This is a genomic window from Candidatus Palauibacter irciniicola (assembly GCF_965208695.1).
In the GTDB taxonomy this organism is placed as follows: Bacteria; Gemmatimonadota; Gemmatimonadetes; order Palauibacterales; family Palauibacteraceae; genus Palauibacter; species Palauibacter irciniicola.
Genome location: NZ_OZ242352.1, coordinates 2,011,567 through 2,025,970, shown reverse-complemented (window position 1 = coordinate 2,025,970; position 14,404 = coordinate 2,011,567). Strand labels below are relative to the sequence as shown.

At 71.7% G+C, this 14,404-nt stretch carries 13 protein-coding genes and 1 pseudogene; 9 read left to right on the top strand and 5 right to left on the bottom strand.

Annotated elements, in window-relative coordinates; all coding sequences use genetic code 11:
• Positions 1–19 precede the first annotated feature (19 nt).
• From ftsZ to ACOGI9_RS08750, 8 genes are all read left to right on the top strand, one after another.
• The gene (gene ftsZ, locus ACOGI9_RS08785) at positions 20–1,459 is read left to right on the top strand and encodes a cell division protein FtsZ (RefSeq protein ID WP_419856769.1); all 1,440 of its coding nucleotides are present in this window, start codon (positions 20–22) and stop codon (positions 1,457–1,459) included.
• Positions 1,460–1,463: 4 nt separating this feature from the next.
• On the top strand, positions 1,464–2,747 hold the full coding sequence (locus ACOGI9_RS08780; RefSeq protein ID WP_419856768.1) for a M23 family metallopeptidase: 1,284 nt from the start codon (positions 1,464–1,466) through the stop codon (positions 2,745–2,747).
• Complete coding sequence (locus ACOGI9_RS08775) at positions 2,744–4,699, top strand: hypothetical protein (RefSeq protein ID WP_419856767.1); 1,956 nt, start codon at positions 2,744–2,746, stop codon at positions 4,697–4,699. Before ACOGI9_RS08780 ends, ACOGI9_RS08775 begins: the two co-directional genes overlap by 4 nt.
• A 13-nt stretch (positions 4,700–4,712) precedes the next feature.
• Positions 4,713–5,654, top strand: coding sequence for a signal recognition particle-docking protein FtsY (gene ftsY, locus ACOGI9_RS08770; RefSeq protein ID WP_419856766.1), 942 nt, complete (start codon positions 4,713–4,715; stop codon positions 5,652–5,654).
• 4 nt (positions 5,655–5,658) lie between these two features.
• Positions 5,659–7,788: an ATP-dependent DNA helicase RecG gene (gene recG, locus ACOGI9_RS08765; protein WP_419856765.1), complete on the top strand. Its 2,130-nt coding sequence runs from the start codon at positions 5,659–5,661 to the stop codon at positions 7,786–7,788.
• A gap of 81 nt (positions 7,789–7,869) precedes the next feature.
• Positions 7,870–9,171: an asparagine--tRNA ligase gene (gene asnS / locus ACOGI9_RS08760; protein WP_419856764.1), complete on the top strand. Its 1,302-nt coding sequence runs from the start codon at positions 7,870–7,872 to the stop codon at positions 9,169–9,171.
• 28 nt (positions 9,172–9,199) lie between these two features.
• Entirely contained in the window at positions 9,200–9,724 is a 525-nt protein-coding gene (locus tag ACOGI9_RS08755) for a RidA family protein (protein WP_419856763.1), read from the top strand.
• 20 nt (positions 9,725–9,744) lie between these two features.
• Positions 9,745–9,993 (top strand): hypothetical protein, encoded by a 249-nt coding sequence (locus ACOGI9_RS08750; protein ID WP_419856762.1) that lies wholly within the window; start codon positions 9,745–9,747, stop codon positions 9,991–9,993.
• A 25-nt stretch (positions 9,994–10,018) separates the two neighbouring features.
• On the opposite strand, the gene ACOGI9_RS08745 is transcribed toward ACOGI9_RS08750, so the two are convergent.
• A complete protein-coding gene (locus tag ACOGI9_RS08745; RefSeq protein ID WP_419856761.1) occupies positions 10,019–10,702 on the bottom strand; it encodes an alpha/beta hydrolase in 684 nt (227 codons plus the stop codon).
• A gap of 68 nt (positions 10,703–10,770) precedes the next feature.
• Here ACOGI9_RS08745 and ACOGI9_RS08740 point away from each other — a divergent pair, with 68 nt between their 5' ends.
• Positions 10,771–11,214 (top strand): acyl-CoA thioesterase, encoded by a 444-nt coding sequence (locus ACOGI9_RS08740; protein WP_419856760.1) that lies wholly within the window; start codon positions 10,771–10,773, stop codon positions 11,212–11,214.
• Here the strand turns inward: ACOGI9_RS08740 and ACOGI9_RS08735 are convergent.
• From ACOGI9_RS08735 to ACOGI9_RS08720, 4 genes and pseudogenes are all read right to left on the bottom strand, one after another.
• Positions 11,211–11,408 carry a prevent-host-death family protein gene (locus ACOGI9_RS08735; RefSeq protein ID WP_419859263.1) on the bottom strand — a complete coding sequence of 66 codons (198 nt, stop codon included), beginning with the start codon at positions 11,406–11,408 and terminating at the stop codon, positions 11,211–11,213. The genes ACOGI9_RS08740 and ACOGI9_RS08735 overlap by 4 nt on opposite strands.
• Positions 11,409–11,471: 63 nt before the next feature.
• Entirely contained in the window at positions 11,472–11,966 is a 495-nt protein-coding gene (locus ACOGI9_RS08730) for a (Fe-S)-binding protein (protein ID WP_419856759.1), read from the bottom strand.
• Positions 11,864–13,759, bottom strand: coding sequence for an FAD-binding and (Fe-S)-binding domain-containing protein (locus ACOGI9_RS08725; protein WP_419856758.1), 1,896 nt, complete (start codon positions 13,757–13,759; stop codon positions 11,864–11,866). Before ACOGI9_RS08725 ends, ACOGI9_RS08730 begins: the two co-directional genes overlap by 103 nt.
• 137 nt (positions 13,760–13,896) lie before the next feature.
• Positions 13,897–14,193: pseudogene (locus ACOGI9_RS08720) on the bottom strand (FAD-binding oxidoreductase); the annotation flags it as partial.
• Positions 14,194–14,404 lie beyond the last annotated feature (211 nt).

The following is a 14,404-nucleotide window of genomic DNA, read 5'->3' as shown; positions in this document are numbered from 1 at the left end:
TGCATTCGACGAAAACGGCGTGCGTAACGCAAAAATGAAGGTCGTCGGCGTGGGTGGCGCCGGCGGCAACGCGGTCAACCGCATGATCGATGAGGAACTCGATGGTGTGGAGTTCATCGCGGTCAACACCGACGCCCAGGCGCTGAAGGAATCCGGCGCCCACCTCAGAGTCCAGATCGGGAAGGAACTCACGCGGGGCCTGGGGGCCGGCGCCCGTCCCGAGATCGGACGGCAGGCGATGTCCGAGAGCGCCGAAGAGATACGATCGGTGATCGCGGGCGCGGATCTCGTCTTCGTCACGGCGGGGATGGGTGGAGGCACCGGCACGGGCGCGGCCCCGATCATCGGCGGCATGGCGCGGGAGATGGGGTCGCTCTGCATCGCGATCGTGACCCGCCCCTTCCACTTCGAGGGCAAGAAGCGGATGCGGTACGCGGAGATCGGGCTGCGCGAGCTTCGCCGCGCGGTGGACACGATGATCGTCGTGCCGAACGAGCGCCTGCTCGCGGTCGTAGGGAAGGAGATGACGTTCCGCCAGGCGCTCAAGAAGGCGGACGAGGTTCTCCTGCAGGCGACCCAGGGGATCTCCGACCTGATCTCCGTGACCGGCGAGGTGAACGTGGACTTCGCGGACGTCCGCACGGTGATGTCGAACCGCGGGGCCGCCCTCATGGGAACCGGCAGCGCAACGGGCGAGGATCGCGCCGTGGAAGCGGCGCAGGAGGCCATTTGCTCGCCCCTCCTCGACAACGTATCCATCAACGGCGCCACGGGCGTCCTCATCAATATCAGCGGCGGTCCCGACCTGACGATCGACGAAGTCACGACGGTCAACTCCATCATTCAGGAGGCCGCGGGCGACGAGGGCGAGATGATCTTCGGCGTCGTGCACGATCCGCAACTCGAGGGCACGCTCCGCGTGACGGTGATCGCAACGGGCTTCGGAGACATGGAGGGAGACGAGCCGGCGCCGATGGCCGAGCGGGTGATTCCCGTGAGCCAGGCGCCGCCCCGGTCTCGCGCGACCCCGGTGGTCATCGGGTCGAAGTACGGCGGTCCGGGCGTGCTCGACGATCGCTCCGCGCCGCCCGCGCAACCGGAGCCCGAACCCGTCGAACGCCCCCGGGAAGTGAAGCGGGCGGATATCGCGTTCGAGGCGCTGGCGGCCGAGGAGCCGATGTCCGAGCCTGCTTCGGAGGCGGCGCCCGAGGCCGCGCCGGAACCGGCGCCCGAGACCGCGCCGGAACCGATGCCCGAGGCCGCGCCGGAACCGACGCCCGCGCTGGCGCCGGAACCCGCGTCGGCACCCGCCGAGCAACCGGTGTCCGAGCAGGCGGTGTCCGAAGAGGTGACGCCGGACGTGGAGCCGGAGGCGCCGGGCCGCGAGTCGTGGACCGATGCCCGCGTCGAGTTCGAGGATCTCGAGATCCCGACCTTCATACGCCGACAGATGGACTGAGCGCTTGAACACGAGACTCTCAACTGCGGCCGGGCTCGCCCTCGCCGGGATTCTGATCCTCGGCTGGGTCGCGGTCGGCCCCCGGGCCCAGCGGCCCGCGGACGTCAAGGTCGTCGAAGTGCCGACGCCGCCGGCGCCCATCGCGCTCGTGCATCGCCTGCAGCGGGGCGAGACGCTGGGGGATGTGTTCGAGGACCATGGCCTGGGTCCCGCGGCGACGCACGCCATCGCGGAGGCGATGGGCGAATTCGAGAGCCCGCGCCGGCTCCGGCCGGGCGTCGCGATTCACTTCGTGCGCAGACCCGGCGAGTCTCCGGCGCGCATCCGCGTCGACCTCGACGCCGACCGCATTCTCCATCTGTGGTCCGACGGCGAAGCCGGGCCCCGGTGGTCGGCCCGGCTGGACTCGGTGCAGGTCGTACGAGACACGCTTCTCCTTGCGGGTCTCATCCGGTCGAACCTGTTCGACGCCGAGTTGTCGGGCGACGCGGAAACGCTCGGCGACGCGGAACGCTTCGATGTGGCGTACCGGCTCTCGCAGGTGTTCGCGTGGCAGATCGACTTCTGGCGCGATCTGCGGCGGAACGATGCCTACCGGCTTCTCATCGAGCGCGAAGTGCGGCCGGATGGATCCGTGCGCGACGCCAGGGTGCTCGCCGCGGATTTCCGGAACGACCGGCGGGTCCTCACGGGCGTGCGATTCGAGCACGCCGCGGCCGAGCGCGCGGAGTACTACGACGAAGCGGGCGAAGCCCTCCGGGGTCAGTTCCTGCTCGCGCCGCTGGACATCGTCCGGGTGACGAGCGGCTTCAACCTCAGGCGGTTCCACCCGGTGCTGCGGCGTACCCGGCCGCACCTCGGCGTCGACTACGGGGCGGCGAGGGGCACGCCCGTGCGCGCGACGGGCGCGGGACGCGTGAGCCGGGCAGGGTGGTGGGGGAACTACGGAAACGCCGTCGAGATCCGTCACGCGAACAATATCCGCACCCGGTATGCGCACCTGACCAACGTCGCGCGCGGCGTCGCGGCCGGCACCCAGGTGGAACAGGGACAGGTCATCGGGTACGTGGGCGACACCGGTCTCGCGACCGCGCCTCACCTTCACTACGAGTTTCTCCGGAACGGCGCGCAGGTGAACCCGGCCCGGCTGCAGTTGCCCAGGGCCGAGCCGGTCCCCGCTGAACTGCGCCCATCGTTCGCGGCGCTTCGGGAGGTCGTGCTGGCGCGGTTGCGAAGCCTTCCGATGCCCGTCGATCCCACGCAGCGCGCCCGCCGCACACAGGATTGAGCCCCGGCCTCTGGGTTCTCGTCGCGCTTGGCGCGGTCGCGCTCGCCGGCTGGGCCTACGGCGCGCGCGAGGAGCGCGTGGCGGGCCGCACCGGTCCCGCCGCCGTCCGGGCCGTGGCCGTCTTCCTGATTCTCGGCGCCCTCGCGCTGCCCGCCCTGCGCGACAGCGGCGTCGGGGCGCCCGAGCGCGTCGTGCTTCTCGATATCTCGCGCAGCATGACGCTGCCGGTCCGCGCCGCAGATGCGGGCGGGGCGACGCGGCTCGATTCGGCCCTGGCGCTTCTTCCCGGACTCGCTCCCGACCGGGTCTACCTGTTTGGAGACCGCCCCGTCCCCGCCCGGCTCGATTCGCTGGACGCGCTGGGCGCGGAGCACGACGCGAGCCGTCTCGAACCGGCCCTGCAGGCCGCGCGGTTGGGCGGAGCCGACAGCGTATGGGTGCTTACCGACGGAGAGTGGACGGACCGCGACGCCGCCCGTGAGGCGGCCACGGGTCTGGGCCTCGGGGTGCGCGAGCTCCGCGTCGCCGCCGCCGAGCCCCGCGTCGCGCTCGCGGTGCTGCGGGCGCCGGAGCGGGCCCGGGCCGGCGATACCGTCCGCGCCACGCTCGAGTTTCACGCCGGCGGAGGATCGGGCGGCGGGGGCGAACTGCCCGACAGCGTGAGCTTCCAGCTCGAGCGAGAGGGAACGGTCGTCGCGACCGTGCGTGCGCCCCGTCCCGCGCCCGGGCGGACGGGTCGCGCCCAGATCGCCTTCGTGCCGCGGGACGAAGGGGCCGGACCCGTCTGGCGACGCTACGAAGCCGTACTCACCGATCCGCCGAGTCCGTTCGGCGTCGCCGACCGGGTCGGTGCCTGGATCGAGGTCTCCGAGTCCTCCGCCGGGGCGGTACTCGTATCGCTGGCCCCCGACTGGGAAGCGCGTTTCCTCATCCCGGCTCTCGACCGGCTCGTCCTGGGAGGCGCGCGCGGCTACCTGCGCCTTGCCGACGGCCGCTTTCTCGAGATGGGCGCCGGTCCCCGCATCGTCGAGGCATCCCGGGTGCGCGAAGCGGTGCGGGGCGCCCGGCTGCTCGCGGTCCAGGCCCCGCCGGAAGACCTCCCGCCGTGGCTGGCCGGCGCGCTGGGGACGCACGCGCGGACGCTCTTCTTCGCCGGGGGGCCGGGTGACGTGCCGGGGGCGGGGGTGCGCGTCACGGGTCCCCTGCCCGGGGAGTGGTATCCCGCCGGGCCGGTGCCCGCGAGCCCCTCGGCGGCGCTTCTCGCCGAGGCCGACCTGGACCTCCTGCCCCCCGTCCGCGAACTCTATGCCGTGGAGCCCGCGGGGACATGGTCGGTGATCAACGCGAGCCGGAACCGGCGCGGAGAGGGAAGGCCGCTCCTCACGGCGGGCGAAGACGGGACGCGCCGGTGGGCGCTTTCCTCGGCTTCCGACTGGTGGCGCTGGTCGCTGCGGGGGAACGAGCCGCGCCGGGTCTACGAGGGCGTGTTCAGCGGCATCGTCGGCTGGCTCGTGGAGGACGCCACGCCCCGGCTCGCCTCGCTCGTGCGCACGCCGGCGCCCGGCGAGCCGCCGGTGTGGCGCATCCGTCCCGGATCTTCCGACCTCGCGATCCAGGTGCTCGATGAGGCGGGCGCGGAGGTGTGGAGCGCATCCGTCGAGGATCCTCCGGCCGAAGTCGTGGGCCCGGGCCTCGCCGCGGGCCGCTACGACGTCCTCGTGACGGCGACGGGCCCCGAGGGACCCGTCGAACTCCGCCGGCCCGTCGACGTCGAACCCGATCCCCGGGAGTTTCTCCCCGGGCCACCGTCCGAACCGCTGGCCATCGCGGCGCAGCCCTCTCCCCGGGCCCCGGTCGACATCCGGTCGCCCCGGCCCGTGTGGCCGTTCCTCCTCGCGGTTCTCCTTCTGTGCGGGGAGTGGGTGTGGCGGCACCGGATCGGACTCCGGTGACGGGAACGCTCCGGTGACCGGAACGCTCCGCCGACCGAAACGCGGCCTGTGGCGGCGGATCGTCGACTTCGCGCTCACGGACGTGAACACGCTCGTCGACGGCGGGCTCGACGGCACCGCCATCGAGCGCCTGGAGGAAGTCCTGCTCGAAGCGGATTTCGGGGTCGACGTCACGCTCGAACTCGTCGAGGCGCTCGAGCGGGCGGCGAGCCGCGGGGCCATCGCGACGGAAGGCGATCTGCGCGAGACGCTGAGGGCCCGGCTCGCCGAGACGCTGGCCGCCGCCGGGCCTCCCGCCGGCGGGTCGTCCGCCGACTCGCCCCCGCGCGGCGACGGGCCGGGGGTCCTTCTCCTCGTGGGCGTGAACGGCGTGGGGAAGACGACGACCGCGGCGAAACTCGCCGCGCGCCTGCAGGCCGGAGGCGGCCGCGTGCTGCTCGCCGCGGCGGACACCTTCCGGGCCGGGGCGCAGGAGCAGCTCCGGGCGTGGGCGGAACGGCTGCGGACCGATTTCGTCGGGGGAACGCCCGGAGCGGACCCGGCCTCGGTGGCGTTCGACGCGGTGGCGGCGGCGCGCGCGCGGGATGCCGACTGGGTGCTGGTCGACACGGCCGGCCGGCTGCATACGCAGGACGATCTGATGCGCGAACTGGTCAAGATCGACCGCGTGCTCGGCCGACAGGTGGAGAGCGCGCCGTACGAGCGGCTGCTGGTCGTCGACGCCACCTCCGGGCAGAACGTGATGAACCAGGCGCGACAGTTCGGGACGTCGCTCGATCTCACGGGCCTCGTGCTCGCGAAGTTCGACAGCACGGCGCGCGCCGGCACGGTCATCTCCGTCGTGCGCGAACTCTCCGTCCCGGTCCGCTTCCTCGGCATCGGGGAGTCCCCGGAGGACCTGGAGGAGTTCTCGCCCGACCGCTATCTCGACAAGATCCTCGCCCCGGAGCCGTGATCGCGTGAAGGGCGGGCGCTCCATCCTGCGGGAATCCGTGCAGTACCTGAAGGGCGTGGGCCCCCGGCGGGCGGAGCGCTTCGCGAAACTGGACGTTCATACGGGCCGCGACCTGCTCTACCACCTTCCGTACCGTTACGAGGACGCGACCACGGTCGACGCGATCTCCGAGTTGAAGGTCGGCCAGGATGCGACGGTCATCGGGCGCGTCGTCTCGAAGGGCGTCATCCCCACGCGCCGCCGGCTGCGCGTCTTCCGGGCCGTGCTCCGGGATGGGAGCGGCCACATCGAATGCGCCTGGCCGGGGCGCCCGTGGCTCGACCGCACGATCGACAAGGGCGACCTGCTGCTCGCCTCCGGACCCGTGCGCTTCTACCACGGCCGGCAACTCCAGCCGCGCGAACACATCGTGCTGTCCCGAGCCTCCGACGACAGAGCCGCCCCGGCGGACACGTCCGCCGAACGCTCCGCGCCCCCTGCGGAACGTCCCGCCGCGGGACGGGTGTTCCCCGTCTATCCCGCCACCGAGGGGCTCACGCACCGGCAGATCCGCGCCGTCGTCCAACTGAACCTCTCCCGGCTCCTCTCCGACCTCGGGGAAGAGGATCCGGTTCCCGGCGACTGGCTCCGGGAACTCTCCCTCCCCCCGCTCGCGGAGGCGCTTCGCACGCTGCACCGCCCGTCCGCCGTCGCCGAGGTCGAGCGCTGCCGGCGTCGCCTCGCCTTCGAGGAACTCTTCTTTCTCCAGCTTCTCCACGCCCGAGCCCGGGCGCGCCTTCGCCACGAGGTCCGCGGCTTCGCCTTCGACGCCCCGCCCACGCTCACGCGCGCGCTCCTGGAGGCCCTCCCCTTCGAGCTCACCGCGGCCCAGCGCCGCGCCTGGTCCGAGATTGAAGCCGACATGGCCCGGTCCGCGCCGATGAACCGTCTGCTGCAGGGGGATGTGGGGAGCGGGAAGACGGTCGTGGCCGCGCTCGCCATGCTCAAGACGATCGAGGCGGGGCGCCAGGCGGCGATCATGGCCCCGACGGAACTGCTGGCGGAGCAGCACCGGCGCACGTTCGAGAAGATGCTCGGCCCGCTCGGCGTGGAGCCCGACCTCCTCACCGGCGCCGTCACGGGGAAGGCGCGGCGGCAGGCCCTGGAGCGGATCGCGACCGGCGATGCCCGCCTCATCGTCGGGACGCATGCCCTGATCCAGGAAGGCGTCGACTTCGCGTCCCCGGGGCTCGTCGTCATCGACGAACAGCACCGCTTCGGCGTGGAGCAGCGCCGCCGGCTCCGGGAAAGCGGCGAGGCCCCCGACGCCCTCGTGATGTCCGCGACGCCGATCCCCCGCAGCCTCGCCCTCGTCCTCTACGGCGACCTCGACCTCTCGATCATCGACGAACTTCCCCCCGGCCGCCGGCCGATCCGAACCGCCGTGCGCGGCCCCGAGAGCCGCGATGCCGCGTTCGACTTCCTCGGCGACCAGCTCGCCCAGGGCCGCCAGGCGTACGTCATCTACCCTCTCGTCGAGGAGTCCGAGGCCCTCGAGGCCCGCGCCGCCACCGTCATGTTCGAGCAGCTCCAGGCCCGTTTCCCGGACATCGCCGTGCGGCTCCTGCACGGACGCCTCTCCTCCGCGGAGAAGGACGACGCGATGCGGAGCTTCCTCGCGGGCGACACGGGCCTCCTCGTCGCGACCACCGTCATCGAAGTGGGCATCGACGTCCCCAACGCCACTGTGATGATCATCGAGGACGCCGAGCGTTTCGGCCTCGCCCAGCTCCATCAGCTGCGGGGACGCGTCGGGCGGGGCGCGGAGCAGTCCTACTGCATCGTCTTCCACGCCTCCGAGACGCCGTCGGAGCGGCTCGTCGCCTTCGAGAAGAAGACCGACGGCTTCGAACTCGCCGAGGAGGACCTCCGGATCCGCGGCCAGGGCGACCTCTTCGGCAAGGAGCAGCACGGCGCTGTCCTCCTCAGGTTCGCGCAACTGGACCGCGACTTCGACCTGCTGGAAGCCGGACGCCGGCGGGCCCGCGGCATCGTCGAGGCGGACCCCGGGCTCTCGAAGCCGGCCCACCGCCGGTTCCGCCACGAACTCGACCTCCGTTACGCGCGGCGGGAGGCGCTCTACCACGTCGGCTGACCCGGCCGGCACCGCGGCGGCTGCGTTCGCCCCGTCCTGCGTTTGCCCCGTCCCGAAGGGAGCCGCAACTTGTCGCCGCACATGTCCGAACACACCGTCACCATCAGCGAGTTGCCCGCCCGCATCGGGGAGGAAGTCCGTCTCCGCGGCTGGGTCCGGCGCCTCCGCTCCAGCGGCAAGATCGCCTTTCTAGTGCTGCGCGACGGCACGGCCGAAGTCCAGTGCGTCTTCGTCCGCAACGAGATCCCGCCCGAGACATGGGAACCGCTGACCACGGTGGGGCACGAGGCGTGCGTCGCCGTGACGGGCGTCGTGCGGGCCGATGCCCGCGCCCCCTCCGGCGTCGAACTCACCGCGTCGGGCTTCGAGGTGCTGGGGCCGTCGACCGACTTCCCGATCCAGCCCAAGGAGCACGGCGTCGACTTCCTCCTGGAGAACCGCCACCTCTGGCTCCGGAGCGCCCGGCAGATCGCGATCATGCGCATCCGGGACGAGGTCATCCGCGCGATCCACGACTTCCTCCATCACGAGGGCTTTGTTCACGTCGACACCCCGATCCTCACCGGAGCGATCGGCGAGTCGGCGGGCACCCTGTTCGAGACGGAGTACTTCGATCTCGGCACCGCGTACCTCGCGCAGACGGGGCAGCTCTACGTGGAGGCCGCCGCCGCGGCGCTCGGCAAGGTGTACTGCTTCGGCCCCACCTTCCGGGCCGAGAAGTCGAAGACGCGCCGGCACCTGACCGAGTTCTGGATGGTGGAACCCGAGGCCCCCTGGATCGACTCCGACGGGAACATGGAGCTCCAGGAGCGCTTCATCTGCTGGATCGTGAAGCGCGTCCTCTACAACCAGCGCGATCAGCTCGAGGCGCTGGGCCGCGACATCTCCAGGCTCGAGGCCATCCAGCCGCCGTTCGACCGCATCAGCTACACCGACGCCGTCGCCTTCCTGCAGTCGAAGGGAAGCGACATCGAGTGGGGTTCGGATCTCGGCGCGACGGCCGAGACGCTGCTCGTCGAGGGCCGGGACAGGCCGCTCTTCGTGTTCGACTATCCGAAGGGGGTCAAGGCCTTCTACATGAAGGAGAACCCGGAGGACCCCCGCACGGTGAAGTGCAACGACATGCTCGCGCCCGAGGGATACGGCGAGGTCATCGGCGGCAGCCAGCGGGAGGACGACCACGACAAGCTCCTCGCGCGCATTCGCGAGGAAGGACTCCCGGAGGCGTCCTACGACTGGTACCTGGACCTCCGCAAGTACGGGACCTTCACACACAGCGGGTTCGGGCTCGGGATCGAGCGCACGGTGACGTGGATGTGCGGCATCGATCACCTGCGCGAGACGATCGCGTTCCCCCGGATGATGACCCGCATCACGCCATGAACTCGCGACAGGCTTCGAAGGAGGAGAAATGACAAGGAAACAGCTTCCCGCCACGACTCTGGCGCTCGCTGCGGCTCTCGCGCTGCTCGGGACGGCCCTCGTGCCCTCGACGCCGCTCGCGGCGCAGGAACACGCCGAGATGGCCGAGATGATGCACTCCGTCGAGTACCTGGGCGGACGGCCCAACTCGCCCTTCTCCGAGGCCGTGCGGGTGGGGAACGTCCTCTACCTCTCCGGCAAGCTCGGCACCGTGCCCGGCGAGGGACTCGTCGAGGGCGGGATCATCCCCGAGACGCAGCAGACGATGCGGAACATCGGGGACGCGCTCGAGCGCTACGGCTCGTCGCTGGACGAGGTCGTGAAGTGCACCGTCTTCCTGGCCGACATCGCGGACTTCGGAGACATGAGCCGCACGTACATGGAGTTCTTCCCCAACGACCGGCCCGCGCGCAGCGCGCTGGCGGTGGGCGGCCTCGTGCTGAACGCGCGCGTGGAGATCGAGTGCATCGCCACCATCGGCCTCCCCGGCGGCGACGGGGACGGCGGCTCATAGACGCCCGGCGCACCGCCCCCGTGATCCGGCGTACCTGTCCCGTGATGCGGCTCACCTGGCTCGGCTTCGTCGTCGGCGCGGTCGTGTTCGCGGCGCTCGGGATGTGGATGAACACGCAGATCAGCGCCCCGATGTTCTCGAACCCCGGCCCCGTCGGAATCCTCGCCCTCATCGGCGGCACGACATCCGCCCTCGTGAGCCCTCTCCTCTTCCGCCGCCTCGACGCCCGCCGCAGGCGACGCCGCCGGGACCTCGACCCGGATCGCTAGCCCGGGACGTTCCCGCGGGAACGTCCTATCCCGGCTCTCCGGGACCGGCGAGGCGTCGCAGGGGCCCGGCGTCCAGGCGGTGGCCGCCGGGATAGGTGTGGGAGGTGAAGGCGACGCCGGCCGCGCGTAGCCGCGCCTCGTGGGCGTCGATGGCGGCGCGGTCGTAGTACTCATCCTCATCGCCCACGACGAGGTGGAGGTCGGCGGCGGAGAGCGTGTCGCCGTGCTCGCTCAGGTCGAGGTCGGGCGGGACGGTGGCGCCCCACAGGATCGCGCGGTCGATGCGGGCGCGGCCGAACGCGAGCCAGCGGCACAGGGTGTGAACCCCCTGTGAGAATCCGAGTCCGACGATCCTCGGGGGCGCCGAGCCGCCTGACGTCTGCCGCGATTCCTCGGCGAGGACGTGCGCGTGGAGCCGGTCGAGGTAGCCGACGTAGTCCTCGATGTCCGTGAGACGGTCTTCGCTCGTCATCCACGAGGCGCCCACCTTCCTCGAATCGTGGTCGACGTAGTGACGGTGCAGGCCCTCGGGGGCGACGATGCACCGGGCGCCCTCGTGAATCGGCTGGAAATAGCGCAGGAAGCGGTGGGCGAGCTGGTGGTACCCGTGCAGGGCGAACCAGATCTCCGTCACCGGCCGCTCGTGCGGCTCGAGCACGGCGAACCGCACCCGCCGCTCGATCGTGATGTGCCTCGGTTCAACCGCCACCGCGCCTCCCGGCCCGCCGACCCGGAGATCGCGGGCTGCCAGGGTTCGAAGGTGTGATAGATTGCCGCATGGCTTCCGAGTTCGTCTACACGCGGCGCGTGGAGTTCGCGGATACGGACACCGCGAACCTCATCCACTTCACGGCGCTCCTGAAGTTCATGGAGGAGGCCGAGCACGCCCTCTACCGGTCGTTCGACCTCGTCGGCTTCCGCTGGAGCGAGGATTCCGTGTTCGGGATGCCGCGCGTCTCCGTCTCGTGCGATTACCTGGGCGCCGTCCACTACGGCGACGAGGTCGACGTGAGACTTCGGGTGCGCGAGGTGCGCCGCAAGGCGATCCGCTACGCCGCCGAGTTCACGGTCGACCGCTCCGGAGGGAGGGAAGTCGTGGCCCGCAGCGACTGGACCGTCGTCTGCGCCCGCCGCGAGCACGGCAGCCGCGACTGGCGGGGAATCGAGATCCCGCCCCCGCTCAAAGAGCGGCTTCAAGCGATGCTGGCTTCCCGCCGCTAGCGGCGGCCTTCATCGCGAAGAGCGAGAATCTCTTCGACAGAGAGGGTACCGAACTGCTCGCGGAGATTCTTCAGCCTCGCGATGGCCGCGTCCACTCGCCGGAGATCGGGAGTCTTCGGGGGCACGAGCCTCGCCATGGGACGTCCTCGCTTCGTGATCATGGTCGTCTTGCCGGTTGCAACTGATTCGAGCAGAGCCGAGCTATCCTCCGCCCGCCTGATAAGCTAGTCAACGATCCAGTTAGATGCGGCGACGCGTCAAGGAGGGGAAGCTGCCGCCTCGAGTACTGTGACGACGTGGCGGCCCGTTGCGTGGGCGAGGTCGGCGACCTGGTGGCGGCAGCTTGTGCCGTTGGCGACGAGCCATTCGTCGTCGCGGAGTTCGCGGACGGTGGGGAGGAGTTCGAGTTCGGCGACGCGGCGGGAGATCTCCGCGTGTTCCGCCTCGTAGCCGAACGAGCCGGCCATCCCGCAGCAGCCGGCGGGGATGGCCTCGACCTCGAGGTCGGGGATCGCGCGGAGGACGTCCAGCGTCGGGCCGTCCGCGCCGAACGCCTTCTCGTGGCAGTGGCCGTGGACGCGGACGCGCCGGACGGGAAGGGGAGCGAGGTCGAGCCGGTCGAGCGCCGCCGCTTCGACGAGCCATTCGGTCAGCAGCCGGGCCCGGTCCGCGACCGCCGCGGCCTCGGGCCCGGAGTCCAGCGCGGGCAGTTCGTCGCGCAGCGTGAGCAGGCATGACGGTTCGAGTCCCACCACGGGATCCCGCGCGCCACGAAGCGGCTCAGCGCGCGGACGGTGCGGTCGAGTTCGACCCGTGCCTCCTCGACCAGGCCGGCGTTGAGGAAGGTGCGCCCGCAGCAGAGCGGCCGGCCCGCCGTGACGGCTTCCTCCACCCGATAGCCCGCCCGCGACAGCAGTCGAACGGCGGCGCGGGCGTTCTCCGGCTCGAAGTAGCGCGTGAAGGTGTCGACGAAGAGCGCGACCCTCGGCCCGCCATTCTCGCGAGCGGAGACCCGGCCCCGCAGGGAAAACGGCTGGGACGACCAGCGCGGGAGCGGCCGGTCGGCCGCCAGACCCGCCATGCGCTCTCCGAGACGGGCGAGGGCGGGGACCCGGTTCCGCAGGTTCACGAGCGGAGCCACGCGGGAAAGCAGCGGCGCGTAGCGGGGCAGATAGGCGAGCGCCCGGTCCCGCGGCGAGAGCGGTTGCTCGGCGCGCAGGCGGTGCAGGAACTCCACCTTCATGCGCGCCATGTCCACGCCCGTCGGACACTCGCGGCGGCAGCCCTTGCAGCCCAGGCAGAGGTCCATCGCCTCGTACAGCTCCGGCGACGTCCACGGGTCCTCCCCCAACTGCCCCGACAGCGCCAGCCGCAGGGCGTTGGCGCGCCCGCGCGTGGAATGCCGCTCGTCGCTCGTGGCGCGGAAGGACGGGCACATCACCCCGGGGCTCCGCTTGAGACAGGTGCCGTTGTTGTTGCACATGTCGACGGCCGGCGAGAACCCGCCCCACTCCCCCCAGTCGAGCGCCGTCGGCAGCCTCCGCGTCTCCAGCCCGTATCGGGCCCGCAGCAGCGAGGCGTCGTTCATGCGGGGCGGGTCGACGATCTTCCCGGGGTTCAGGCGGTCCTCCGGGTCGAAGCGGCGCTTGATCTCTCCGAAGGCGGAGACGAGGCGCGCGCCCAGCATCGGTTCGAGGAACTCCGACCGGATCCAGCCGTCCCCGTGTTCGCCGGAATGGGATCCGCCCAGCTCGCCCGCGAGCGCGAAGGCGTCCACCGCGATCGCGCGCAGCCGCTCCACATCGTCCCCGTCGCGCAGGTCGAGCGCCGGCCGCACGTGGAGACAGCCGACCGACGCGTGCGCGTACCACACGGCGTGGGTGGCGTGGCGGTCGATGATCTCCGTGAGGCGGCGGTACCACTCCGGCAGCCGGTCGAGGGGGATCGCGCAGTCCTCGATGAAGGCGAGCGGCTTGCGGGCCGCGGGTTGGGACATGGAAATGCTGAGCCCCGCCTTGCGCATGGCCCAGATGCGGGCCTGGAAGGCGGGGGATTCCGCGCGGGTGACGCCCACGGCGATCCCGCCCAGCGCGGACTCGAGCGCCGAGAGGGAGGCCGAAACCCGCTCCGGATCGTCCCCGGCGAACTCGACCACGAGGATGTCGCGCGGCGGGCCGCTCCCGTCCTCCCCGAGTTGCCGGAGCACGCGCTCGAAACTCGGCATCCGCGCGGCCAGCCCGAGCACGGTCGCGTCGAACAGTTCCACCGCCGTCGGTTCGAGCGCGACGATCGCCGGGACCGCGGCCAGCGCCTCGCCGGTCCCGTCGAAGCGGCACACGCCGAGCGCGCGCACGGAGGGAATGGGCTGAAGGTCGAGTTCGAGCGCGGTGAAGAGCGCGAGCGTCCCCTCCGAACCCACGAGAAGGTCCGACAGCCCGGCGCCCTCCCGGCCCAGGCGGTGCAGCGCATAGCCCGCCACGTGCCGGGGGACGTCCGGCACCCGCCGCGCCAGTTCGTCCGCCTCGCGCCGGTAGAGCGCCCGCATGTCGGCCCCGAGGCCGTCCCCGGACGCCGCGGACCCCCCGGACGCCCGCCCGGCGTGGCATCGCGGCGGAACTCGGCGCGCCGGCCGTCCGCGAGCACCGCCTCGATGCCCCGGACGTGCTCGACCATGTGGCCGTACCGCACCGACCGCGAGCCCGCGCTGTTGTTCCCCGCCATGCCCCCCAGCGTGGCGCGGCTCGCCGTCGCCACGTCGATCGGGAAGAAGAGCCCGTGCGGCCGCAGGAACGCGTTCAGCCGGTCCAGCACGATCCCCGGCTCGACCACGATGCGCCGGGCGGCCGGATCGAAGTCGAGCACCCCATCCAGCCCCCGGCTCGTGTCGAGGATCACCCCCCGCCCGATCGACTGGCCGCTCTGCGACGTCCCCGCCCCGCGCACGACGACCGAAGTCCCGTGCTCGCCCGCGAGTTCCACCGCCCGCCGCACGTCGCCGGCCGATTCCGGGAACACGACCCCCAGCGGCTCGACCTGGTAGATCGACGCGTCCGTGCTGTACAGCCCGCGCGTGAAGCGGTCGAACCGGACCTCTCCCCGGAGCCCCGCCCGAAGTCGAGCTTCGAGCCGGGCCTCGCGTCGCGTGTCGGCTCCGGGCCGGGGCCGTTGCGAACCGGCGCGGTCGTGAGAG

What these genes read in the sequence shown, in the direction of transcription:
- ACOGI9_RS08740 (WP_419856760.1), top strand. Translation starts at nt 10,771, where the DNA reads ATGGCTTCCGAGTTCGTCTACACGCGGCGCGTGGAGTTCGCGGATACG.
- asnS (WP_419856764.1), top strand. Translation starts at nt 7,870, where the DNA reads ATGTCCGAACACACCGTCACCATCAGCGAGTTGCCCGCCCGCATCGGG.
- ACOGI9_RS08725 (WP_419856758.1), bottom strand. Translation starts at nt 13,759, where the DNA reads ATGCGGGCGCTCTACCGGCGCGAGGCGGACGAACTGGCGCGGCGGGTG.
- ACOGI9_RS08755 (WP_419856763.1), top strand. Translation starts at nt 9,200, where the DNA reads ATGACAAGGAAACAGCTTCCCGCCACGACTCTGGCGCTCGCTGCGGCT.